Source organism: Streptomyces sp. TRM70350 (assembly GCF_019219825.1).
Classification (GTDB): Bacteria; Actinomycetota; Actinomycetes; order Streptomycetales; family Streptomycetaceae; genus Streptomyces.
The window spans coordinates 27,613-48,421 of the sequence record NZ_JAHUXH010000020.1; the positions used below are offsets into that span (position 1 = coordinate 27,613).

A 20,809-nucleotide genomic window follows, 5' to 3' on the forward strand; every position below is an offset into this window, starting at 1 on the left:
CCGGACGCCGCCGTCTCCCCTTCCTTTGTCCAAGGGCGGCGCCATGCCCACTGGAGGAAGTTGTGTCCACGGCCAGCGCCGCTCCCGCGGCCGCGAAGAACAAGGGCTCCGGCGTGATGGCTGTCCTGCAGCGTATCGGCCGGAGCCTGATGCTGCCGGTGGCCGTGCTGCCCGCCGCCGCCCTGCTGGTGCGCCTCGGCAACGAGGACATGCTCGGACGCCCCGAGTTCCCGGCCTTCCTGACGAAGATCGCCGGCTTCATGGCCGCCGGTGGCAACGCGATCCTCGACAACATGGCGCTGCTGTTCGCGGTGGGCATCGCGATCGGCTTCGCGAAGAAGTCGGACGGCTCCACCGCGCTCGCCGCCGTCACCGGCTACCTGGTCTTCCAGAAGGTGCTCGCCACCTTCACCGACCCGAACCAGCCCAAGGTGCCCACGGCCGTCGACGGCAAGGTCGTCATGGTGGAGAAGGCGGTCAACGCCGGCGTCCTCGGCGGTGTCGTCATGGGCATCGTCGTCGCGCTGCTCTACCAGCGCTTCCACCGCACCAAGCTGCCCGACTGGGCGGGCTTCTTCGGCGGCCGCCGCCTGGTGCCGATCCTCTCCGCCTTCGCGGGCCTCGCGATCGGCATCGTCTTCGGCTACATCTGGCCGGTCCTCGGCGCGGGCCTGCACAACTTCGGTGAGTGGCTGGTCGGCTCCGGCGCGGTCGGCGCGGGCATCTTCGGTGTCGCCAACCGCGCCCTGATCCCGGTCGGCATGCACCACCTGCTCAACTCCTTCCCGTGGCTCCAGGCCGGCGAGTACGAGGGCAAGCACGGCGACATCGCCCGCTTCCTGGCCGGTGACCCGACCGCGGGCCAGTTCATGACCGGCTTCTTCCCGATCATGATGTTCGCGCTCCCGGCGGCCTGCCTGGCGATCGTGCACTGCGCCCGCCCCGAGCGCCGCAAGGTCGTCGGCGGCATGATGTTCTCCCTCGCGCTCACCTCGTTCGTCACGGGTGTCACCGAGCCGATCGAGTTCACGTTCATGTTCATCGCGCCGGTGCTCTACGCCATCCACGCCCTCCTCACCGGTGTCTCGATGGCGCTGACCTGGGCGCTGGGCATGAAGGACGGCTTCGGCTTCTCGGCCGGCGCGATCGACTTCGTCCTCAACCTGGGCATCGCGACCAATCCGTGGGGCCTGGCCTTGGTCGGCCTCTGCTTCGCGGCGGTCTACTACGTGGTCTTCCGCTTCGCGATCACCAAGTTCAACCTCCCCACGCCGGGCCGCGAGTCCGACGAGGAGCTGGCGGAGCTGCAGAAGGCCGAGGCGAAGTAGGCCCGGCCGACCCCGAACACCCGAAGGCCCCCGGCGTTCCGGGGGCCTTCGTCATGCTGTGGAGGTCAGATCTCGTACGACTTCCTGGGCACCGCCAGTTCCACCGGACCGCCGTACACCGCGCGGGCGTCGGCGAGGTTGACCTGCGGGTCGGTCCACGGGGGGATGTGCGTGAGGAGCAGTCGGCGGGCGCCCGCCCGGGCGGCCGTCTCGCCCGCCTCGCGGCCGTTGAGGTGCAGGTCGGGGATGCTCTCCTTGCCGTGCGTGAAAGCGGCCTCGCACAGGAAGAGGTCGGCGTCCCGGGCGAGTTCGTCCAGGGCCGGGGTGACCCCGGTGTCGCCGGAGTACGTCAGGGTCCGTCCGGCGTGCTCGATGCGGATGCCGTACGCCTCCACGGGGTGGGCCACCCGTTCGGTGTGCACCGTGAAGGGGCCGATGTCGAACGTGGACGGCTTGACGGTGTGGAAGTCGAAGACCTCGCTCATCGAGGAGGCCGAAGGGGTGTCGGCGTACGCGGTGGTCAGCCGGTGTTCGGTGCCCTCGGGGCCGTAGACCGGCAGGGGGGCGCAACGACCGCCGTCGTGCCGGTAGTAGCGCGCCACGAAGTAGGCGCACATGTCGATGCAGTGGTCGGCGTGCAGATGGCTGAGGAAGATCGCGTCGAGGTCGTAGAGACCGCAGTGGCGCTGCAGCTCGCCCAGGGCGCCATTGCCCATGTCGAGGAGCAGCCGGAAGCCGTCGGCCTCGACGAGGTAGCTCGAACAGGCCGATTCCGCGGACGGGAACGACCCCGAGCAGCCGACGACGGTGAGCTTCATGAAGCAGAAACCTCCGCGGGCGGGTGTGGAGAAACGGGGGTCGTGCGGTCCGTCGAGCGTAAGGCGCAAAACGTCCGGTCGCTCCTCCGCCAGGGGCCGTTGTGGGGGAACTCACCTGTGCTGTCACCGGTTCGGCTGGACGCGGGGCGCACGCGGCGCGGCGGAGGGCGCGCGTGCGGGTGCGTACGCCGGTAACGTCATCGTATGGACACGTCCTGGTGGTTGGCACTCGCAGCGGTGGTGCTGCTCGCGCTGGTCGCCGCGCTCGTGGACGGCTGGGGGCGGCGACGGCCCGCGGGTCGCCGGACGCGGCCGCCGGGTCGCGCGGAGGGACCGGCCGCCCGGCCGCGGGCGGCGGAGATCTGGTGGGCCAACGTGCCCTACGAGGACGGGCCCGGCGCCAAGGACCGGCCGTGCCTGGTGCTGGCGGTGCACGGGCGGCGGGCGACGGTCGCGAAGATCACCAGCAAGTACCACGACGAGCGGGCCGGGGTGATCCCGCTGCCGCCGGGTTCGGTCGGGGACACCCAGGGCCGGGCGAGCTTCCTTCAGACGGACGAGCTGCGCGAGGTCGCCGTGTGGGACTTCCGGCGGCGGGTGGGGGTGGTGGACCCGGTCCTGTGGGACCAGGTCCGTCACCTGGCGACTTAGGGGTCCTTGCACTATGAGCGTCCGATCAGGTCGCGTGGTCTGGTGCCGTGCATCGCAAGGCGCCGGAGCGCCCTGGTAGCGGAGCTACCTGGGCGTTTCGGCAACGCGGCGAGGGGCGGTGCCAGACCACGCGACCCGGGCGGGCATAGCGCAAGGACCCCTTAGGGGCCTTACGCCCAGAGCTGGCCCTGCAGCCGCTCGATGGCCTCTTCGGTGGTGGCGGCCGTGTAGACGCCGGTCGAGAGGTACTTCCAGCCGCCGTCGGCCACGATGAACACGATGTCCGCGCTCTCGCCGGCCTTCAGCGCCTTCTTGCCGACGCCGATCGCCGCGTGCAGCGCGGCACCGGTGGAGACGCCCGCGAAGATGCCCTCCTGCTGGAGGAGTTCACGGGTGCGGGTGACCGCGTCGGCGGAGCCGACCGAGAAGCGGGTGGTCAGCACGGTGGCGTCGTACAGCTCGGGTACGAAGCCCTCGTCGAGGTTGCGCAGGCCGTACACCAGGTCGTCGTACCGCGGCTCGGCGGCGACGATCTTCACGTCCGGCTTGTGCTCGCGCAGGAAGCGGCCGACGCCCATCAGGGTGCCCGTGGTGCCGAGGCCCGCGACGAAGTGGGTGATGGAGGGGAGGTCGGCGAGGATCTCGGGGCCGGTGGTGGCGTAGTGGGCGCCCGCGTTGTCCGGGTTGCCGTACTGGTAGAGCATCACCCAGTCGGGGTGCTCGGCGGCGAGTTCCTTGGCGACGCGTACGGCGGTGTTGGAGCCGCCCGCCGCCGGGGAGGAGATGATCTCCGCCCCCCACATGCCGAGCAGGTCGCGGCGTTCCTGGGAGGTGTTCTCGGGCATCACGCACACCATCCGGTAGCCCTTGAGCTTGGCCGCCATGGCGAGGGAGATGCCGGTGTTGCCGGAGGTCGGTTCGAGGATGGTGCAGCCCGGGGTCAGGCGCCCGTCCTTCTCGGCCTGCTCGATCATGTGCAGGGCGGGGCGGTCCTTGACCGAGCCGGTCGGGTTGCGGTCCTCCAGCTTGGCCCAGATCCGGACGTCGGCGGACGGCGACAGCCGCGGCAGGCGCACCAACGGGGTGTTGCCCACCGCGGCCAGCGGGGAGTCGTAGCGCATCGGGGCTCAGAGCCTTCAGGCCATGCCGCCGGCCACGGCCGGCAGGATCGTGACGTTGTCGCCGTCGGTCAGCTTGGTGTTGATGCCGTCGAGGAAGCGGACGTCCTCGTCGTTCAGGTAGACGTTGACGAAGCGGCGCAGCTGGTCACCGGCCTCTTTGTCGACGATGCGGGCCTGGATGCCCGCGTGCCGGGTGTCGAGGTCGGCGAACAGCTCGGCGAGGGTCTCCCCGGTGCCTTCGACGGCCTTCTGACCGTCGGTGTACTGGCGGAGGATGGTGGGGATGCGGACCTCGATGGCCATGGCTCAGGGCTCCTGTCGGGGGAAGTCAGGTCGAAAAGACGCGCGGCAGCGCAGATACGGCAGGTCGTGCGTAGGGGCGCCGCGGCTCATGGCCGTACGGCGGCAGGGGTCGGCGTCAACAGATGGCGCTGGCGAGCCTGCACAGGTCGACGTGCAGCCGCGCCACGAGCAGCGTGCCCGGCGTCTTGTCGCTCACGTCGAGGAAAACCATGGGTTCATCGTATCGATTCCCGGTCCGGGTCCTGGAATGTGATCTCGGATAGTGGATGAATTCTGACCGAATCCCGGGATCAGGCCGGGGATCAGTAGGCCTCCACGACCTTGACCTCCTCCTCCGTCACCTCGCCGTCGACGATCCGGAAGGAACGGAACTGGAAGTCGCCGAGCCCGTCGGTGTCCGCGGTGGAGACGAGGACGTAGTGCGCGCCGGGCTCGTTGGCGTAGGAGATGTCGGTGCGCGAGGGGTAGGCCTCGGTCGCCGTGTGCGAGTGGTAGATGATCACCGGCTCCTCGTCACGGTCGTCCATCTCGCGGTAGAGCTTGAGCAGATCGCCCGAGTCGAACTCGTAGAACGTGGGCGAGCGGGCGGCGTTCAGCATCGGGACGAAGCGCTCGGGGCGGCCCTCGCCCACGGGGCCCGCGACCACGCCGCACGCCTCGTCGGGGTGGTCCTCGCGCGCGTGGGCGACGATCTGGTCGTAGAGGGCCTGGGTGATGGTCAGCATGACTGTCAGGATAAGCAGAAGGGCCATCCCGTACCGAGGGGTGGTACGGGACGGCCCACATGCCGGACGTCCTGAGCGGCGGCGGCAGGGGGTGCCACGAGTACTCCCTGCCGCTGGACGTCCGCGCGTTGGTCAGCCGACCTTCTCGAACTCCGCCGTGCGGCGCTCGGTGACCTGCGGGTCGCGGGTCTTGAGGACCGCCCAGCCGACGGCCAGGGCGGCCGACCAGCCGGCCATCACGTACAGGCTGATCCGGGCGTCCGTGTCGATCGCGATGAGGACGGTGACGAAGAGCAGGAACGCGATGGCGATGTACGAGCAGACCGAGCCGCCGGGCGCCGGGAAGGAGGAGGCGGGCAGGCGCCCGGCCTCGACCGCGCGGCGGTACAGGACGTGGCTGATCAGGATCATCAGCCAGGTCCAGATGCCGGCACCGGTGGCGACGGAGGTGACGTAGCCGAAGGCCTTCTCCGGGACGATGTAGTTCAGAACCACGCCGATGCCCATGAAGAGGACCGAGACGAAGATGCCGAGGGCCGGGGTCTTGGTGGCCGACAGCCGCGTGAAGACCTTGGGGGCCTCCCCGCTCTCGGCGAGGTTGCGCAGCATGCGGCCCGTGGAGTACATGCCGGAGTTGCAGGAGGACAGGGCCGCGGTCAGCACGACGAAGTTGACGATGGCCGCGCCCGCCGGGATGCCGATCACCGCGAACGCCTTCACGAACGGGCTGGCGCCCCCGGCGAACTCGGTCCACTTGACCACGCACAGGATGACGGTGAGGGCACCGACGTAGAACAGCGCGATACGCCAGGGCAGGGTGTTGATCGCCTTGGGGAGGGTCTTCTCCGGGTTCTCGGACTCGCCGGCCGTGACGCCGACCAGCTCGACGGCGAGGTAGGCGAACATGACGCCCTGCAGGGTCATCAGGGACGAGCCGATGCCCTTGGGGAAGAAGCCGTCGAAGGCCCAGAGGTTGGAGACCGCGGCGGTGTCACCGGCGGCGCTGAAGCCGAAGGTGAGCACGCCCAGGCCGATGACGATCATGCCGATGATGGCGGTGACCTTGACCATCGAGAACCAGAACTCGATCTCGCCGAACAGCTTCACCGAGATCAGGTTGGCCGCGAAGAGGACGACCAGGAAGACCAGTGCCGTCACCCACTGCGGGATGGACGGGAACCAGTAGTTGACGTAGATCGCGGCGGCCGTCAGCTCGGCCATGCCGGTGACGACCCACATCAGCCAGTACGTCCAGCCGGTGAAGTAGCCGAAGAACGGGCCGAGGAACTCCCGGGAGTACTCCGCGAAGGAGCCCGAGACCGGGCGGTAGAGCAGGAGTTCACCGAGGGCCCGCATGATGAAGAAGATGATCACACCGGCGAGGGCGTACATCAGGATGAGGCTGGGGCCCGCCTTGGCGATGTTCGCCCCGGCACCCAGGAAGAGGCCGACGCCGATGGCGCCGCCGATCGCGATCATCTGGACCTGACGGCTGCCGAGCCCTCGCTCGTACCCCTCTTCGGGAGCGTCGGTGACCTTCTCAGAGGCCATGTGTAGTGCGCCTTTCTCCATGCCGACCCGGGCCTCGCGTCGGCCTCGGATCGGGTTTCGATCCCCCCGGATTGATGGAGCTGAGCGGCCTTCCCAAGGCCCCTCGTGCCTGGCCGGCGGTCACCGGCTCGGTGGCGCACCCGGCGCGACATAAGGGTGGTGTTCGCCGGGCGGTCGTGAAGATCTATCACGGCCGCAACACTGATCACCTGTACGGCGTGTGACACCCAGCACGGGAAGAAGCGGACAGACAGTCACGCAGCGGGCCATAAGCGGCCACAACGGTGACAGGATCGTTATCCGGATTTGAGCGTCCGCTGAGCGAACACACCGCCTCCACCCTCACGGAACAAGGGTGGAGAAATCACGGCATAAGAGTGGAGACCAACGTCTCCTGCAGCCCACCCAGCCAGAGGTACGCCATCACCATCGGCTTGCGCGGGTCCTCGTCCGGCAGCCGGTAGAGCAGGTCGGTGTCGTCCTCGTCGACGATCTCCAGCCGGGAGCCGATCGCCAGGCGCAGGTCGTTGAGGGCGCCGAGCCACTGCTGGGACTGCTCCGGCGTCAGCTGCAGCACCGCCCCACCGTCCCCGGCGGAGGCCAGCTCGTCCAGGGAGCGGATCACCGCGAGGGCGTTCTCGCGCTTGCCGGCCCGCAGGTCGTTCTCGGTGTAGCGGCGGAACTCGGCGGAGTACGCCTTCTGCTCCTCGCCCTGCACCGGCCGCTCGGGGTCGCTGTAGGCGTCCGGGAACAGGCGCCGCAGCACCGGGTCGGAGGGCGGTTCGCTGGGGCCCTCGGCGAACAGCTCGGCGAGCGGGTCGGCGGGGGCTTCCTCGCCGGGGCCGGGGCCGATGAGTTCCAGGAGCTGGACGGCCAGCGACCGGATGATGGAGATCTCGACGTCGTCGAGGGCGACGGCCGCGCCGCCGCCGGGGAGCGGTTCGAAGGTTCCTGGCAAGGCGATTCGCTACTTCCGGTCCTGCTGGAGGGTGGCCCACAGACCGTAGCCGTGCATGGCCTGCACGTCGCGTTCCATCTCCTCGCGGCTCCCGCTGGAGACGACCGCCCGGCCCTTGTGGTGGACGTCGAGCATGAGCTTGGTGGCCTTGTCCTTGGAGTAGCCGAAGTACGACTGGAAGACGTACGTCACATAGCTCATCAGGTTGACCGGGTCGTTGTGGACGATCGTGACCCACGGGACGTCCGGCTCGGGTACGGCAGAGACCTCCTCCGCCGACTCGGTGCGTTCGATCTCGATGGGAGCGGCTGACGTCACAACTCCCATGCTGCCATGGGCTCCACAAATCGTCACACTGACGAAATGGGGGTGTACCCTTTGTTGCCATGAACACAGCGGACCTTGGGCTGCCGGTGGACGTCCCCTCGACCGCCCTCTTCACGGACCAGTACGAGCTGACGATGCTGCAGGCCGCCCTGAAGGCCGGCACCGCCGAGCGGCGCAGTGTCTTCGAGGTCTTCACCCGGCGGCTGCCGGACGGGCGGCGGTACGGCGTGGTGGCCGGGACCGGCCGGGTCCTGGACGCCGTCGAGAACTTCCGCTTCGACACGGGCGTCCTGCGCTTCCTGCGTGAGCGCGGCATCGTCGGCGAGGAGACCCTCGACTGGCTCGCCCACTACCGCTTCTCCGGCGACATCTGGGGCTACCCCGAGGGCGAGGTGTACTTCCCGGGCTCGCCGATCATGCGGGTCGAGGGCAGCTTCGCCGAGTGCGTGCTGCTGGAGACCGTGATCCTGTCCATCCTCAACCACGACTCCGCGATCGCCGCGGCCGCCTCCCGGATGTCCTCGGCCGCCGGGGACCGCCCGCTGATCGAGATGGGCGCCCGCCGCACCCACGAACTCGCCGCGGTCGCCGCCGCCCGGGCCGCGTACGTCGGCGGCTTCACCTCCACGTCCGACCTGGCCGCCGGCTTCCGCTACGGGATCCCCACGGTCGGCACGAGCGCCCACGCCTTCACCCTGCTCCACGACCGGGAGCGCGACGCCTTCCAGGCGCAGGTCAACACCATGGGCCGGGGCACGACCCTGCTGGTGGACACGTACGACGTCACGGAGGCCGTCCGTACGGCGGTGGAGGTGGCCGGACCGGAGCTCGGCGCGGTGCGCATCGACTCCGGCGACCTGCTGCTGGTGGCGCACCGGGTGCGCCAGCAGCTGGACGAGCTGGGCGCCACGAACACGAAGATCATCGTGACCTCGGACCTCGACGAGTACGCCATCGCCTCGCTGGCGGCGGCGCCCGTGGACGCCTACGGCGTCGGCACCCGGCTGGTCACCGGCTCCGGGCACCCGACCTGCTCCATGGTCTACAAGCTGGTCGCCCGCGCCGACTCCGGCGACCCGAAGGCGCCGCTGGTGCCGGTGGCGAAGAAGTCGACCGGCGGCAAGCTCTCCATCGGCGGCCGCAAGTGGGCCGCACGGCGGCTGGACGAGCAGGGCGTCGCGGAGGCGGAGGTGGTCGGCACCGGGCCCGTCCCGGCCGAGCTGGTCGACCGGCAGCTGCTGGTGGAGCTGGTCAAGGGCGGCGAGGTGGTCGCCCGCGAGCCGCTCGACGTCCCCCGCGAACGGCACATCGCCGCCCTCGCCAACCTGCCGCTGTCCGCTACACAGCTCTCGCGCGGGGAACCCGTCATCCCGACGGAGTACACCACCGGGGGCACGGGCACCTAGCGCGAGCCGAGGGGGCGCCCGTCGTGCGCCCCGCGGTGCCCCCTCCCCTTGGGGCCCCGAAGTCTCTAGGCTCGGAAGTTCAGGTTCACGCACCGGCCCGGGCCCGCGCCCCCTCAGCACCAGGCTCCGCACCGACCCGTACCGAACCGCCGAGACCCATAGCCGAAGGACACCGACCATGCGCCGCGCCTTGATCGTCGTAGACGTGCAGAACGATTTCTGCGAGGGGGGCAGCCTCCCGGTGGCCGGGGGTGCCGATGTGGCCGCCGCGATCACCGAGCTGATCGGGCAGGCCCCCGCGGGGTACCGCCATGTGGTGGCGACCCGCGACCACCACATCGCGCCCGGGGGCCACTTCGCGGACAACCCCGACTTCGTGCACTCCTGGCCCGCGCACTGCGTCGCGGGCACCGAGGGGGTCGGCTTCCACCCGAACTTCGCCCCGGCCGTCGCCTCCGGCTCGATCGACGCGGTCTTCGACAAGGGCGCGTACGCGGCGGCGTACAGCGGTTTCGAGGGGGTCGACGAGAACGGGGTCCCGCTGGCCGACTGGCTGCGGGAGCGGCAGATCGACGAGGTGGACGTGGTCGGCATCGCGACCGACCACTGCGTACGGGCGACCGCCCTGGACGCCGTCCGCGAGGGCTTCCGCACCCATGTCCTGCTGGACCTCACGGCCGGTGTCGCCGAGGAGACCACGCAGCGGGCACTGGAGGAGCTGCGGGAGGCGGGCGTGGAGCTGTCCGGGAAGCCCGTCGTCTGAGCCCGCCCCGGGCGAGCCCGGCCTCACATCTGGGGGGTCGGGCGGCGCAGCAGCGCGCGGATCGGGCGCCACAGCTCCTGGACGAGTTCCGGGCTGCCGATCGCCGTGTCCGGGGCCGTGCGCCATATCAGGCCGTCCGGGTGGTGCAGGACCGCGGTGATCTCGTCCGGGGTCGGTGGGGCGGCGTTGCCCCGCAGGTAGACCGCCCGCAGCCCCAGATTGCGCAGCCTGGTCAGGGCGCGCGCCCGGTTCTGGGCGTGGACGAGCACGCGCACCCCGGCGGGCCCGTCGGCGGCGGGGCTGGGCAGGTTCAGTGCCACCACCACCGTGCCGTTCGGTAGCTTGCAGAAGCCTCCTGCGGCCATGCGGTCATACCCCCGTGTCAGTCGGTGTCAATAAGAGAACCACAGGACGCACCTAAACACGATCGGCGGCAACCCGCCAAGGGGTTGCCGCCGATTCGCTTCTGACCTGCGGAAATGCCGACTACTTCACCGCGGGTCCGACCTCGACCTCGATCGTCGAGCCGTTCCGGGCCTCCTTGACGATCTTGATCTTGGTGTTGGTGTCAGTGATCTTGACGCCGCTGGTCGGGTTCGCCGGGTCGTAGTAGGTGCTGATGTGGTCGTTGAAGACCGGCACCCCTCGCGACGACCGGATCTTCGTTGCGACACCGTCCTTGTGCAGCGTGATGCCGTCCGTGCGGTACCGGCTGAACGGCGCGTCGTAGGACTGGATCCGGTTGCGCATCAGCGTGCCGTCGGACCACTTCAAGGCCGTCGGGTGGGAGTCGACGGGCAGGAGCAGACCGACGCCCGGGTGCTGGGAGGTGTTGTTGTCGGCCTGGGAGGTGTCCCACTTCCAGATCAGCAGGCCGTTCTGGTACGGGAAGTGCTCGACCCAGGACGGACGGGTGTTCATGAAGCCGAAGTTGTACGGGCCGACCCTGAGCGTCTTGTCGTACGACACGTACTGGCGGTTCTCCGCGATGTAGTACTGCGCGTACTCCTTGGTGAACGACGCGCCGATCCGGGAGAAACCGGTGGCCGTCCAGGCGGCGTCCGCGCTTTCGGCGTTGTCGGAGAAGACGGGGGCGCCGTCCGCCGTCACCGTGATCGCGTCGGCCGTGAAGCCCTTCTGGGCCACGCCGCCGTCGGTCTGGTAGCGGAAGCGGAGGTCGATCTTCCGGCCGGCGTAGGCGTCGAGCGAGTACGCGAGCTTCCGGTAGCCGTCGAGCGTGCCGTGCAGGGCGGGCTTGTCGCTGCCGTCACGCGGGATCGGCCGGCCGTCCACCGTGCCGTCGATGGCGGTCCAGTTGGCGCCGCCGTCGGTCGAGACCTCGGTGTAGAGGTAGTCGTAGTCGGCCTCGATGTCGTACCAGCCGTCGAGGGTCAGCTCGGCGGACGACGTGCCGGTGAGGTCGACCGAACGCGTCAGCGTGTTCTTGAGGTTGTCACCGCTGCCGCTCCACCACTGGGTCTTGCCCTCGGCGGGCGCGATGATCTCGGTGGTGACGGCCTTCTTCGGGAGCTGGACGACCAGCGCCTGCTTGTGCTTGGTGTTGTACTCGGCAACGCCCAGCTTGTGCCAGGAGTTGACGCCCGCCTTGGCGGTGTCGTAGTTCAGCCAGCCCAGCTGGAGCTTGTCCCAGGCGGTCATGTCGCCCGGCAGGTCGCCGATCTGGTTGCGGCCGGTGCCGAGCCAGGAGCCGGACGACATCAGCGTCCAGAAACCGGTGGAGTTCTCGCCGCCGGCGGTGTCGTAGTGGTCCGGCAGGCCGAGGTCGTGGCCGTACTCGTGGGCGAAGACGCCGAGTCCGCCGTTCTCCGGCTGGATGGTGTAGTCGCCGACCCAGATGCCGGAGTCGCCGATCTGCGTGCCGCCGAGCTTGTTGCCGTCGGGGCCGGTGGCGCCGGCGTCGGTGCCGAACGCGTACCAGCGGTGGGCCCAGATCGCGTCCTCGCCCTGCGCGCCGCCGCCCGCGGACTCGTCCTCACCGGCGTGCACGACCTGGAAGTGGTCGATGTAACCGTCGCGCTCGTTGAAGTCGCCGTCGCCGTCGAAGTCGTAGCGGTCCCACTGGTCGTACTCGGCGAGCTTGGCCTTGATCTCCGCCTCGGTCTTACCAGCTGCCTTCTGCTGGTCGACCCACGCGTTGACACCGTCCTGCACCGCATACCAGGCGCAGTTGTCGGGGACGCACTTGTTGGAGCCGTAACGGGCCTCGTTGTAGGGCACCTTGACCCAGTCGGAGACCTCGCCCTCGATCGAGTAGCGGCCCGAGGACTGCTTCTCGTAGTAGGTCTTCATCGAGGCGGTGCCCTCGCCGAAGTAGAGGTCCTCGAAGTGCTCGCGGTTGTAGTCCGCCTGCCAGGCCGTGCTGTTGTCCTGCTTGCGGTCCGGCTTGGCGATCTGGTTGTGCAGCGGGCCGGGGGTGCCGCCGTACCGGCTGTCGATCTGGTCGCCGAACTCGACCAGGATGGTGAAGATCTTGTCCGTCTTCTCCCGGCCGAGTTCGACGTACTTGCTGTCGCCCTTGCGGCTCTTGAGCTCGACGACCTTCGAGCCCTCGCGGTTCTCGACCGAGGCCTTGCCGGATATGACCTGGTTCAGGGCCTCTTCGCGCTGGGCCTCCTGAGTCTTGCTCAGCGGGCCGTCGAGGTCGTGCGCATGGCCCTCGTGGTTCTCCGGCGACGCCGGGTCCTGCCGGTCGGCAGCGGGCGCCTTGGCCGCCGTTCCACCGGAGTCGGCCTGGGCCACGGTCAGGCCGGAGAGCGTGGCGGTGGCCGCGGCGAGCGCTACGGCGGTGGCCGCCGCTCTGAACGTCCAGGGTCTACTGGTCACTTGAGTTCCTCCCCAGCGTCCGGGCGCGCGGAAGGAGGGAGATGAAGGTGGTGCGTCCGCGCGCGCCTGATCGACGCGTGTAGTCAAGTGCCGACATTGGACTAGAGGTTGCCGGGAAAAGACAGACCTTGACTTGAGCAGGACAACTGCACTATGCGGAGATGACGTTTCACTTAACGAACAGGTCGGGTCCGTTCAGCGGGCGCGCAGGACCGCTGATCCAGTGGCTGACATGACTCGGTGCGCCCCTTGTGCACCGGCACTGTTGGTCAGGTCACGCTTACTGTTCGTTCCACTCGGGCATGCACGCGAATAGATTCAGTCCGCACCCTCCCCCGCAGCGAGAGGCACGGGGGGAGTCCACCCCCATTCTTCGAGGACACGATTGCCATGCCTCGTCCGACTGCCGCACAGCTCGCCTACGGTTCGTGCACCGTGATCTTCTCGACGCTCGCCATGCTGCTGCTGTCACAGACGAGTTCGGGTGCGGGGATCGCGGTCATCGCCGTCGCGGCGCTCCTGCTCGGGCTGCTGGTCGCCATGACGGTGCCCATGCCGAAGCGGACCCCGGCTCCCGCGCCACGGCCCGTCACCGACGTGGCGCCGCCGATGCCGGCGACGGCGGCCCGTGAGCCGGTACGGGAATCGACGGCTTCCTGAACACGCGCCGGCAGCGCACAGCACGGCGGGCCCGCCCTCTCATGTGACGGGCCCGCCGTGCCGCTGACCGGCGTCAACCGGTGCTGACCACCACCGTCTTCGCCGCCTTGTCGTGCAGCCCCTGCTTGTAGGGCCTGTCGAAGAAGCTCCAGCCGCCGCAGATCGCCGTCCACACGCAGGCGCAGCAGAACGCGAACGGAATCCACAGCACCGCCGCGCGGATCAGTGAGACCTGCACGGAAGGCGTGGCTCCGTTGTCGAGATGTGCCACGCGCATGTTCAGCCATTTCTTGCCGAGGGTCTGCCCCGACCTGGCGATCATGATCGTGTCGTACGCCATGTAGAGCACGGCGGCGATGACGGACTGCGCCACGGAGTCGCCGACGTCGACCCGCTCGGCGTTCATCTGGTACTCGTCCACGTTGAGGCCCCAGGTGACCAGCCAGACGACGATGCCGACCAGCACCATGTCGATCAGCCGGGCCAGTGTGCGCTTGCCGCTGTCGGCGAGCGGGGGCATACCGGCGAGCGGGTCGGCGGGAAACTCGCCACCGCCGTAGGGGCCACCGCCGTGGGGCCCGCCCCCGTACGGGCCGCCCCCGTGGGGCGGGGGCGGCGGCCAGCCCCCGCCCCCGTGGGGCGGGGGCTGGCCGCCGCCGTACGGCGGGGGTTGCTCACCGCCCCCGGGGGGCCTGTCGTACGGCGAGCCGGCCCCCTCGCCGGGCGGGGGCTGCTTCTTGAACGGGTCGTCCTCCGGCGGCTGCCCGCCGGAACCGGGGGGCGGTTGGGTGCTCATGGCCCGAGTCGATCGCGAACCCCGCGGGTCCGCATCCGGCGAGGGGCCGTCCGGGGTACCGGTTCGGATGTGTGTGGGCGGTCAGCCCGCTACGAACGTGTGTGCGGCCTTGTCGTGCCAGCACTGGCGCCACGGCTTGTCGAACAGGCACCACAGCACGCCGATGAGGCCGAAGCAGAGCAGGCCGGGGACGCTGTAGACAAGCCAGCGGCGCAGGGCCGCGCCGAAGGACGGGGGCTCATGGGCCTCGATGTCCCGCACCTCCAGCCCGAGCAGCCTCTTGCCCAGCGTGCGGCCCCACTTGGCGGTGGGCAGCGCCTCGTACACCACACCGAAGAGGAGCAGCACGCCGAGGACGATGGCGAGATACGCCGACGTCGTGCCGTCCAGCAGCCAGACCGTGACCGTCTGGCCGGAGAGCTTGGCCTCGTCGATCTTTCCCTGGATGTGGTCGAGGGCCTGGGTGCCGAGCGGTACGGCGGCGACCGAGGTGACGCCCGCGATGACCAGGGTGTCGATCAGCCGGGCGGCCAGCCGCTTGCCGAGCGCGGCGGGGCGGGCCGCGGCCTGCCGCCTCGCCGCCGCCTGGAACGGGTCCTCGACCGGGGGCTTCCAGGGGGCGACGGGCTCGTCGGGGGTGGCGCCGGAGGTACCGGCGAGGCGGTGGACCTGCTGCGCCCAGGAGGACTGGCCGCCGCCGGGGCCCGAGGTGACGGGGGCGGCCGGGGTGGCGGGGGCCTGGTGAGGGACGGTGGCGGGCGGGGTCGCCTGGGCCGACTGGGCCGCCGCGGCGCGTGCGGCGGCCGCCTTGCCCGCGCCGAAACCGGGACCGCCGGAGTTGCCGACGGGCGTCTGGGCGGGCGTGCTGGGCGAGGCCGTCCAGCCGGGGGCGCCCTGACCGCCGGACGCGGCCTGGTGGGGCACCGCCGGGCCGGAGGCATGCGGCGCGGCCACCGGCCCCGACGCGGGAGCGCCCGAAGCCGCCGCGCCCTGCGCCCCCGCCGCCCCCTCCTGCTGCCTCTGTCGCGGGGTGAGCGCGCGGAACGTCATCGTGCCCGGGTCCTCGGCGGCATCCTCCGTACCGGCGCTCGCGCTCCGGGACGTGGCGGCCGGGCGGCGGAACACGAACGTGTTGCCGGAGGCCGCCGCCCCGGACTCGGTGGGCGACGGGGGTTCCCCCTGTTCGAGCGAGGCCGAGAACTCCGGGGACGACGCCGCACCGTCCATGCGGGCGGCGTCGCCGTCGGGCTGCGCGGGCGGGTCGGCGGGGACGCGCGGGTCGGAGCCCTGGGCCGCGGGCCAGGAGACGCGCTGGTCCTGGTCGCCGCCGAAGCCGGACTGCCGGGAGCGGTCGGCGCTCCACGCGGAGGCGGGCTCCGGGCGGCTGCCGTGCCGGGCGTCGTGGGTGTCCTGGCGTACGGGCTCGGGGTCCTCGTCGAAGAAGTGCGGCCCGGTCTCCTCGACGGCGGGCTGCGCGGGGCGTACGCCGGGCGGCGGGGCGAGCGGTTCACCGTCGGCCGGTGCCGGGCGGCTGGTGCCCGGCACCCAGGCGGCTCCGTTCCAGTACCGGACATATCCAGGAATGGAGGGGTCCGGGTAATAGCCCTCGCGGGGCCTGTCGTCGCCGGGTGCCGGGGTTGGGGCGCTCATGTCCGTCGTCCCGTATCTGCTCGGGGGTGTTATGGGGGCCTCCACATCTATCAGACCCGCGCAACCCCCACCGCCCGTCCCGCCGGACCAACCCCATTCGAGCACGGATGTGGTAGACCCGCGAAAGAACTTCCGGAAATCCGCGTAATGCTCCAGCCCTCCCCCGCTCTTCCCTCGTACGGCCCGCCCCAAGGGCCCCCGATCGAAGGGAGACACACGACATGTACACCGTGGTGGAGCGCGAGCTGGAGCTGAAGCTCGTTCTGTCGCCGGAGCGCGGCATCCCGGTCGCCGCCCGGCTGGGCTACCGCACCGACGATCCGTACGCCGTCCACATCGGCTTCCACATCAACTCCGAACACCCCGTCAACTGGACGTTCGCCCGGGACCTGCTGGTGGAGGGGGTGTTCCGGCCGTGCGGGCACGGGGACGTGCGGGTGTGGCCGTCGAAGGTGAACGGACGCGGCGTCGTTCTGATGGCGCTGAGTTCACCCGACGGGGACGCCCTGCTGGAGGCACCGGCGGCGCAGGTGTCGGCCTGGCTGGAGCGCACGCTGCGCGTGATGCCCCCGGGGAGTGAGGGAGAGCAGCTCGGCATCGACGACGCTCTGGCCCAGTTGCTCGCCCGGTGAAGCCGCTGAGGCGGGTGAGGGCTCAGAACAGCTTGCCGGGATTGAGGATCCCCAGCGGGTCGAACACCTGCTTGATCGCCTGCTGCATCTCCACCCCGACGGGCCCGATCTCGCGTGCCAGCCACTCCTTCTTCAGTACGCCCACACCGTGTTCGCCGGTGATCGTGCCGCCGAGCTCCAGCCCGAGGGCCATGATCTCGTCGAAGGACTCCCGGGCGCGCCGGCACTCGTCGCGGTCCTGGGCGTCGAAGCACACGGTCGGGTGGGTGTTGCCGTCGCCCGCGTGGGCGACGACCCCGATGGTGAGCCGGTACTTCTCGGCGATGCGCTCCACGCCCTCGATCAGGTCGCCGAGCCGGGAGCGGGGCACGCACACGTCGTCGATCATCGTGGTGCCCCGGACCGCCTCCAGCGCGGTGAGCGACAGCCGCCGCGCCTGGAGCAGCAGTTCGGACTCGGCCGCGTCGTCGGCGGGAACGACCTGGGTGGCACCGGCGGCCTCGCACAGCGCGCCGAGGGCGGCGAGGTCGGGGGCGGGGTCGGGGGTGTCGAAGGCGGCGAGCAGCAGGGCCTCCGTGGACTCCGGCAGTCCCATGTGCGCCAGGTCGTTGACCGCCTTGACCGTCGTACGGTCCATCAGTTCCAGGAGGGAGGGCACGTGGCCTCCTTCCATGATCCGGCACACGGCGTCGCAGGCGGCGGCCGCGGAGGCGAACTCGGCGGCCAGCACCAGCTGCTGCGGCGGCTTGGGCCGAAGGCCCAGGACGGCCCGGACGACGATGCCGAGGGAGCCCTCGGAGCCGACGAAGAGGCGGGTGAGGTCGTACCCGGCGACGCCCTTGGCGGTGCGGCGGCCGGTGGACATCAGACGGCCGTCGGCGAGGACGACGTCGAGGCCGAGGACGTACTCGGCCGTCACCCCGTACTTCACGCAGCACAGGCCGCCCGACGCGGTGCCGATGTTGCCGCCGATCGTGCACATCTCCCAACTGGAGGGGTCGGGCGGGTAGCAGAGGCCGTGTTCGCCGACGGCGCGGGAGAGGGCGGCGTTGACGACGCCGGGTTCCACGACGGCGATCCGGTCGACCGGGCTGATCTCCAGGATCCGGTCCATCTTCGTCAACGACAGCACGATGCAGCCGTCGGTGGCGTTGGCCCCGCCCGACAGGCCGGTGCGGGCGCCCTGCGGGACCACCGGGACGCGCAGCTCGGTGGCGGTGCGCATGATGTGCTGCACCTGTTCGACGGTGCGCGGCAGCACGACCACGGCCGGGGTGCCGGCCGGGCAGAAGCTCGCCATGTCGTTGGCGTAGGAGGCGGTGACGTCGGGGTCGGTGAGGACGGCCTCGGCCGGCAGGCCCGCCAGCAGCCGGTCCGTGAGGCTGCCCTGCGCTTCGTCGGGAGGGGCTGGGATACGGCTCATGATCACAGACTGTCACCCGGGGCCATCGGTGTGAACCCCGTCTGCGGCACCCTTCACCTGCCGGGACGCAGTCGTCGTACTGACGCACAGTGTGCGCCATGGAGACCGGTGCGAAGACCGCCAGCAGGACCGGCACGGAGACCGACGGCGAGCCGGCCGCGGGCAGGGGCCTGTCGCGGCGGCGGGTCCGGCGGCTCGCCATGGGCGTGTTGATCGGCCTGCTCGTGGGTGCCCTCGTCATCGCCGGGCTGCTGTTGCTGCTGCGCCCGCAGCCCCGGCAGGACCCACCGCCCGAGCCCGGCCCCGCGGAAAAGGCGATGACCGCGGTCACCACCGGGGTGCCGGCCGCGCTGCCGGATCTGGCGGTGCTGATCGGCGAGCGCAGGGCGCACCTGCGGACGCATCCCAGGGACGCGCGGTCATGGGCGGTGCTCGGTGCGGCGTATGTGGAGCAGGGGCGGCGGACCGCCGACGCCGCCCACTACCCGACCGCCGAGCGGGCGCTGCGGACGTCGCTGAAGGTGCGGCCGCGCGGCAACGCCGAGGCGCTGGACGGCATGGCGGCGCTGGGGATCGCGCGCCGGGACTTCCGGGCGGCGCGGACCTGGGGCGAGGCCGCGCTGAAGGTGGACCGCACACGCTGGACGACGCACGCGCTGCTGATCGAGGCGTACACGGGCCTGAACGACTACAAGGCGGCCCGCTCCACCCTCGACCGGCTGCAGGCCCTGCACTCCGGTACGGCGGTGATGGCCCGGTCGGCCGCCGTGTACTGGGACCGGGGCTGGCGTGAGGACGCGGCGGCCACCCTCTCCGACGCGGCGGCGGCCGCCGAGGCACCGGCCGAGCGGGCGGCCTGGCTGGAGCGGGCCGGGCAGCTCGCCTGGGAGCGCGGGGACCGGGAGGTCGCCCTGCGGCACTTCGAGGAGGCGGTGCGCGTCGATCCCGACCAGCGGGCCGCGCAGGCCGGGCAGGGGCGCGCGCTGGCGGCGCTGGGGCGGACGACGGAGGCGCTGAGCGCGTACCGGTTGGCGCTCGCCAAGCAGCCGTCGCCGGGTTACGCGCTGGAGCTGGGCGAGCTGTACGAGTCGCTGGGGCTGGACCAGGCGGCCCGCGCGCAGTACGACCTGCTGCACGCGCAGGTCCGCAGCGCCGCCGAGGGCGGGGTGGACGAGGAGCTGGTGCTGGGCCGCTTCGAGGCGGACCACGGCGATCCCGAGGAGGCCGTGCGGCGGCTGCGCGCCGAGTGGCGCAAGCAGCCCGGGATCGCGGTGGCCGACGCGCTGGGGTGGGCGCTGCACCGGGCGGGGCAGCACGAGGAGGCGCTGGAGTACGCCGAGCGGGCGACCGACAAGGAGCGCGGTGGCGGCGTACGCAGTGCACTGTACGCCTACCACCGGGGGATGATCGAGCACGCCGTGGGCCTCGACGGGCCCGCGCGGCGGCATCTGCGGGAGGCGCTGCTGATCAATCCGTACTTCTCGCCGCTGTGGGCGCCGCTGGCGCGGGAGGTGCTGCAGGAGCTGGGCGAGCCGCCGGACGTGGAGGTTCCGGCGACTCGCTGAGCCGTCAGAGGCTGAGGCTGAGCCGCCGTCAGAGGTTGCCGCGCTTGGCCTGCTCCCGCTCGATCGCCTCGAACAGGGCCTTGAAGTTGCCCTTGCCGAAGCCCATCGAGCCGTGCCGCTCGATGATCTCGAAGAAGACGGTCGGGCGGTCCTGGACCGGCTTGGTGAAGATCTGCAGCAGATAGCCGTCCTCGTCGCGGTCGGCGAGGATCTTCAGCTCGCGCAGGGTGTCGATCGGTACGCGGGTCTCGCCGACCCACTCGCCCAGGGTGTCGTAGTACGAGTCGGGCGTGTCCAGGAACTGCACGCCGGCCGCGCGCATCGTGCGGACCGTCTGGACGATGTCGCCCGTGTTGAGCGCGATGTGCTGGACGCCCGCGCCGCCGTAGAACTCCAGGTACTCGTCGATCTGGGACTTCTTCTTGGCGATGGCGGGCTCGTTGATCGGGAACTTGACCTTGAGCGTGCCGTCGGCGACCACCTTCGACATCAGCGCGCTGTACTCGGTGGCGATGTCGTCGCCCACGAACTCCTTCATGTTCGTGAAGCCCATGACCTTGTTGTAGAAGCCGACCCACTCGTCCATCCGGCCGAGCTCGACGTTGCCCACGCAGTGGTCGATCGCCTGGAAGGTGCGCTGGGCGGGCGGTTCGACCATCGGGTCGGCGGCGACGAAGCCGGGCAGGTACGGGCCGTCGTAGCCGGACCGCTCGACCAGGGTGTGCCGGGTCTCGCCGTAGGTGGCGATCGCGGCGAGCACGACCGTGCCGTGCTCGTCCTTCAGCTCGTACGGCTCGGCCACCGAGCGGGCGCCGTGCTCGATCGCGTAGGCGTACGCGGCGCGCGCGTCCGGGACCTCGATGGCGAGGTCGATGACGCCGTCGCCGTGCGCGGCCACGTGCTCGGCGAGGAAGTGGCCCCAGGTGGTGGCGGGCTTGATCACCGAGGTGAGCACGAAGCGGGCGGAGCCGTTCTCCAGCACGTAGCTCGCGGTCTCGCGGCTGCCGTTCTCCGGTCCGGAGTAGGCGACCAGCCGCATGCCGAAGGCGGTGGAGTAGTAGTGCGCGGCCTGCTTGGCGTTGCCCACGGCGAACACGACCGCGTCCATTCCCTTGACCGGGAAGGGGTCGGCCTGCCGTGCGGTGTCGGGAGTGTGGTGTGTGGTCTGCGTCATAGCGGCAGCGTCTCCCCGGTGACGCAAGGTGCGCAATAGTTTGCGTCTTCACTGGGCAATCTGTTCAGTCATACAGCCGTAATGGCGGTCTCTCTGTACAGGATGACCATCGTG

General features: G+C 70.6%; 21 protein-coding genes. 7 read left to right on the forward strand and 14 right to left on the reverse strand.

Annotation, left to right across the window (positions count from 1 at the left end; genetic code table 11):
- Nucleotides 1-62 precede the first annotated feature (62 nt).
- Entirely contained in the window at nucleotides 63-1,328 is a 1,266-nt protein-coding gene (locus KWI83_RS25805; RefSeq protein WP_218516770.1) for a PTS transporter subunit EIIC, read from the forward strand.
- Nucleotides 1,329-1,393: 65 nt separating this feature from the next.
- Here the strand turns inward: KWI83_RS25805 and KWI83_RS25810 are convergent, their stop codons facing one another.
- On the reverse strand, nucleotides 1,394-2,146 hold the full coding sequence (locus tag KWI83_RS25810; protein ID WP_218516771.1) for an MBL fold metallo-hydrolase: 753 nt from the start codon (nucleotides 2,144-2,146) through the stop codon (nucleotides 1,394-1,396).
- Nucleotides 2,147-2,350: 204 nt separating this feature from the next.
- Between KWI83_RS25810 and KWI83_RS25815 the strand changes: the two genes are divergently transcribed.
- Nucleotides 2,351-2,797 carry a type II toxin-antitoxin system PemK/MazF family toxin gene (locus KWI83_RS25815; protein WP_218516772.1) on the forward strand — a complete coding sequence of 149 codons (447 nt, stop codon included), beginning with the start codon at nucleotides 2,351-2,353 and terminating at the stop codon, nucleotides 2,795-2,797.
- 170 nt (nucleotides 2,798-2,967) lie between these two features.
- Here KWI83_RS25815 and KWI83_RS25820 read toward each other — a convergent pair whose 3' ends face one another.
- The 7 genes from KWI83_RS25820 to clpS form a co-directional block, all read right to left on the reverse strand.
- Complete coding sequence (locus tag KWI83_RS25820; protein WP_218516773.1) at nucleotides 2,968-3,918, reverse strand: PLP-dependent cysteine synthase family protein; 951 nt, start codon at nucleotides 3,916-3,918, stop codon at nucleotides 2,968-2,970.
- A 15-nt stretch (nucleotides 3,919-3,933) separates the two neighbouring features.
- Nucleotides 3,934-4,221, reverse strand: a complete 288-nt coding sequence (locus KWI83_RS25825) for a MoaD/ThiS family protein (protein ID WP_218516774.1) — start codon at nucleotides 4,219-4,221, stop codon at nucleotides 3,934-3,936.
- Nucleotides 4,222-4,336: 115 nt separating this feature from the next.
- Nucleotides 4,337-4,432, reverse strand: a complete 96-nt coding sequence (locus tag KWI83_RS40405; RefSeq protein WP_322734600.1) for a putative leader peptide — start codon at nucleotides 4,430-4,432, stop codon at nucleotides 4,337-4,339.
- Between the two features lie 91 nt (nucleotides 4,433-4,523).
- Nucleotides 4,524-4,946 carry a Mov34/MPN/PAD-1 family protein gene (locus KWI83_RS25830; protein WP_171114113.1) on the reverse strand — a complete coding sequence of 141 codons (423 nt, stop codon included), beginning with the start codon at nucleotides 4,944-4,946 and terminating at the stop codon, nucleotides 4,524-4,526.
- 132 nt (nucleotides 4,947-5,078) lie between these two features.
- Complete coding sequence (locus tag KWI83_RS25835) at nucleotides 5,079-6,518, reverse strand: amino acid permease (protein WP_218516775.1); 1,440 nt, start codon at nucleotides 6,516-6,518, stop codon at nucleotides 5,079-5,081.
- A gap of 343 nt (nucleotides 6,519-6,861) precedes the next feature.
- Entirely contained in the window at nucleotides 6,862-7,455 is a 594-nt protein-coding gene (locus KWI83_RS25840) for a DUF2017 domain-containing protein (protein ID WP_218516776.1), read from the reverse strand.
- Between the two features lie 9 nt (nucleotides 7,456-7,464).
- Nucleotides 7,465-7,782, reverse strand: a complete 318-nt coding sequence (clpS, locus tag KWI83_RS25845; RefSeq protein WP_141314019.1) for an ATP-dependent Clp protease adapter ClpS — start codon at nucleotides 7,780-7,782, stop codon at nucleotides 7,465-7,467.
- A 59-nt stretch (nucleotides 7,783-7,841) separates the two neighbouring features.
- Between clpS and KWI83_RS25850 the strand changes: the two genes are divergently transcribed.
- Both KWI83_RS25850 and KWI83_RS25855 read left to right on the forward strand, forming a co-directional pair.
- On the forward strand, nucleotides 7,842-9,188 hold the full coding sequence (locus KWI83_RS25850) for a nicotinate phosphoribosyltransferase (protein ID WP_218516777.1): 1,347 nt from the start codon (nucleotides 7,842-7,844) through the stop codon (nucleotides 9,186-9,188).
- Between the two features lie 178 nt (nucleotides 9,189-9,366).
- Nucleotides 9,367-9,951 carry a nicotinamidase gene (locus tag KWI83_RS25855; protein WP_218516778.1) on the forward strand — a complete coding sequence of 195 codons (585 nt, stop codon included), beginning with the start codon at nucleotides 9,367-9,369 and terminating at the stop codon, nucleotides 9,949-9,951.
- A 23-nt stretch (nucleotides 9,952-9,974) separates the two neighbouring features.
- On the opposite strand, the gene KWI83_RS25860 is transcribed toward KWI83_RS25855, so the two are convergent.
- Nucleotides 9,975-10,316 carry a hypothetical protein gene (locus tag KWI83_RS25860; RefSeq protein WP_218516779.1) on the reverse strand — a complete coding sequence of 114 codons (342 nt, stop codon included), beginning with the start codon at nucleotides 10,314-10,316 and terminating at the stop codon, nucleotides 9,975-9,977.
- A gap of 121 nt (nucleotides 10,317-10,437) precedes the next feature.
- Nucleotides 10,438-12,795: an immune inhibitor A domain-containing protein gene (locus KWI83_RS25865; RefSeq protein WP_218516780.1), complete on the reverse strand. Its 2,358-nt coding sequence runs from the start codon at nucleotides 12,793-12,795 to the stop codon at nucleotides 10,438-10,440.
- Nucleotides 12,796-13,185: 390 nt separating this feature from the next.
- Here KWI83_RS25865 and KWI83_RS25870 point away from each other — a divergent pair, with 390 nt between their 5' ends.
- On the forward strand, nucleotides 13,186-13,455 hold the full coding sequence (locus KWI83_RS25870) for a hypothetical protein (protein WP_218516781.1): 270 nt from the start codon (nucleotides 13,186-13,188) through the stop codon (nucleotides 13,453-13,455).
- Nucleotides 13,456-13,528: 73 nt separating this feature from the next.
- Here KWI83_RS25870 and KWI83_RS25875 read toward each other — a convergent pair whose 3' ends face one another.
- On the reverse strand, nucleotides 13,529-14,251 hold the full coding sequence (locus KWI83_RS25875) for an RDD family protein (protein ID WP_218516782.1): 723 nt from the start codon (nucleotides 14,249-14,251) through the stop codon (nucleotides 13,529-13,531).
- Between the two features lie 81 nt (nucleotides 14,252-14,332).
- On the reverse strand, nucleotides 14,333-15,901 hold the full coding sequence (locus KWI83_RS25880; protein WP_218516783.1) for an RDD family protein: 1,569 nt from the start codon (nucleotides 15,899-15,901) through the stop codon (nucleotides 14,333-14,335).
- Between the two features lie 221 nt (nucleotides 15,902-16,122).
- Here KWI83_RS25880 and KWI83_RS25885 point away from each other — a divergent pair, with 221 nt between their 5' ends.
- A complete protein-coding gene (locus KWI83_RS25885; RefSeq protein WP_218516784.1) occupies nucleotides 16,123-16,533 on the forward strand; it encodes an SsgA family sporulation/cell division regulator in 411 nt (136 codons plus the stop codon).
- 22 nt (nucleotides 16,534-16,555) lie between these two features.
- On the opposite strand, the gene KWI83_RS25890 is transcribed toward KWI83_RS25885, so the two are convergent.
- Nucleotides 16,556-17,962, reverse strand: a complete 1,407-nt coding sequence (locus KWI83_RS25890; protein WP_218516785.1) for an FAD-binding oxidoreductase — start codon at nucleotides 17,960-17,962, stop codon at nucleotides 16,556-16,558.
- A 92-nt stretch (nucleotides 17,963-18,054) separates the two neighbouring features.
- Between KWI83_RS25890 and KWI83_RS25895 the strand changes: the two genes are divergently transcribed.
- On the forward strand, nucleotides 18,055-19,521 hold the full coding sequence (locus KWI83_RS25895) for a tetratricopeptide repeat protein (protein WP_374106379.1): 1,467 nt from the start codon (nucleotides 18,055-18,057) through the stop codon (nucleotides 19,519-19,521).
- Between the two features lie 28 nt (nucleotides 19,522-19,549).
- Here KWI83_RS25895 and hppD read toward each other — a convergent pair whose 3' ends face one another.
- Nucleotides 19,550-20,695, reverse strand: a complete 1,146-nt coding sequence (gene hppD, locus KWI83_RS25900) for a 4-hydroxyphenylpyruvate dioxygenase (RefSeq protein WP_218516786.1) — start codon at nucleotides 20,693-20,695, stop codon at nucleotides 19,550-19,552.
- Between the last annotated feature and the right edge of the window lie 114 nt (nucleotides 20,696-20,809).

What these genes read in the sequence shown, in the direction of transcription:
- KWI83_RS25885 (WP_218516784.1), top strand. Translation starts at nt 16,123, where the DNA reads ATGTACACCGTGGTGGAGCGCGAGCTGGAGCTGAAGCTCGTTCTGTCG.
- KWI83_RS25895 (WP_374106379.1), top strand. Translation starts at nt 18,055, where the DNA reads ATGGAGACCGGTGCGAAGACCGCCAGCAGGACCGGCACGGAGACCGAC.
- hppD (WP_218516786.1), bottom strand. Translation starts at nt 20,695, where the DNA reads ATGACGCAGACCACACACCACACTCCCGACACCGCACGGCAGGCCGAC.
- KWI83_RS25820 (WP_218516773.1), bottom strand. Translation starts at nt 3,918, where the DNA reads ATGCGCTACGACTCCCCGCTGGCCGCGGTGGGCAACACCCCGTTGGTG.
- KWI83_RS25850 (WP_218516777.1), top strand. Translation starts at nt 7,842, where the DNA reads ATGAACACAGCGGACCTTGGGCTGCCGGTGGACGTCCCCTCGACCGCC.
- KWI83_RS25855 (WP_218516778.1), top strand. Translation starts at nt 9,367, where the DNA reads ATGCGCCGCGCCTTGATCGTCGTAGACGTGCAGAACGATTTCTGCGAG.
- KWI83_RS40405 (WP_322734600.1), bottom strand. Translation starts at nt 4,432, where the DNA reads ATGGTTTTCCTCGACGTGAGCGACAAGACGCCGGGCACGCTGCTCGTG.
- clpS (WP_141314019.1), bottom strand. Translation starts at nt 7,782, where the DNA reads ATGGGAGTTGTGACGTCAGCCGCTCCCATCGAGATCGAACGCACCGAG.
- KWI83_RS25860 (WP_218516779.1), bottom strand. Translation starts at nt 10,316, where the DNA reads ATGGCCGCAGGAGGCTTCTGCAAGCTACCGAACGGCACGGTGGTGGTG.
- KWI83_RS25875 (WP_218516782.1), bottom strand. Translation starts at nt 14,251, where the DNA reads ATGAGCACCCAACCGCCCCCCGGTTCCGGCGGGCAGCCGCCGGAGGAC.
- KWI83_RS25880 (WP_218516783.1), bottom strand. Translation starts at nt 15,901, where the DNA reads ATGAGCGCCCCAACCCCGGCACCCGGCGACGACAGGCCCCGCGAGGGC.
- KWI83_RS25830 (WP_171114113.1), bottom strand. Translation starts at nt 4,946, where the DNA reads ATGCTGACCATCACCCAGGCCCTCTACGACCAGATCGTCGCCCACGCG.
- KWI83_RS25810 (WP_218516771.1), bottom strand. Translation starts at nt 2,146, where the DNA reads ATGAAGCTCACCGTCGTCGGCTGCTCGGGGTCGTTCCCGTCCGCGGAA.
- KWI83_RS25870 (WP_218516781.1), top strand. Translation starts at nt 13,186, where the DNA reads ATGCCTCGTCCGACTGCCGCACAGCTCGCCTACGGTTCGTGCACCGTG.
- KWI83_RS25815 (WP_218516772.1), top strand. Translation starts at nt 2,351, where the DNA reads ATGGACACGTCCTGGTGGTTGGCACTCGCAGCGGTGGTGCTGCTCGCG.
- KWI83_RS25825 (WP_218516774.1), bottom strand. Translation starts at nt 4,221, where the DNA reads ATGGCCATCGAGGTCCGCATCCCCACCATCCTCCGCCAGTACACCGAC.
- KWI83_RS25835 (WP_218516775.1), bottom strand. Translation starts at nt 6,518, where the DNA reads ATGGAGAAAGGCGCACTACACATGGCCTCTGAGAAGGTCACCGACGCT.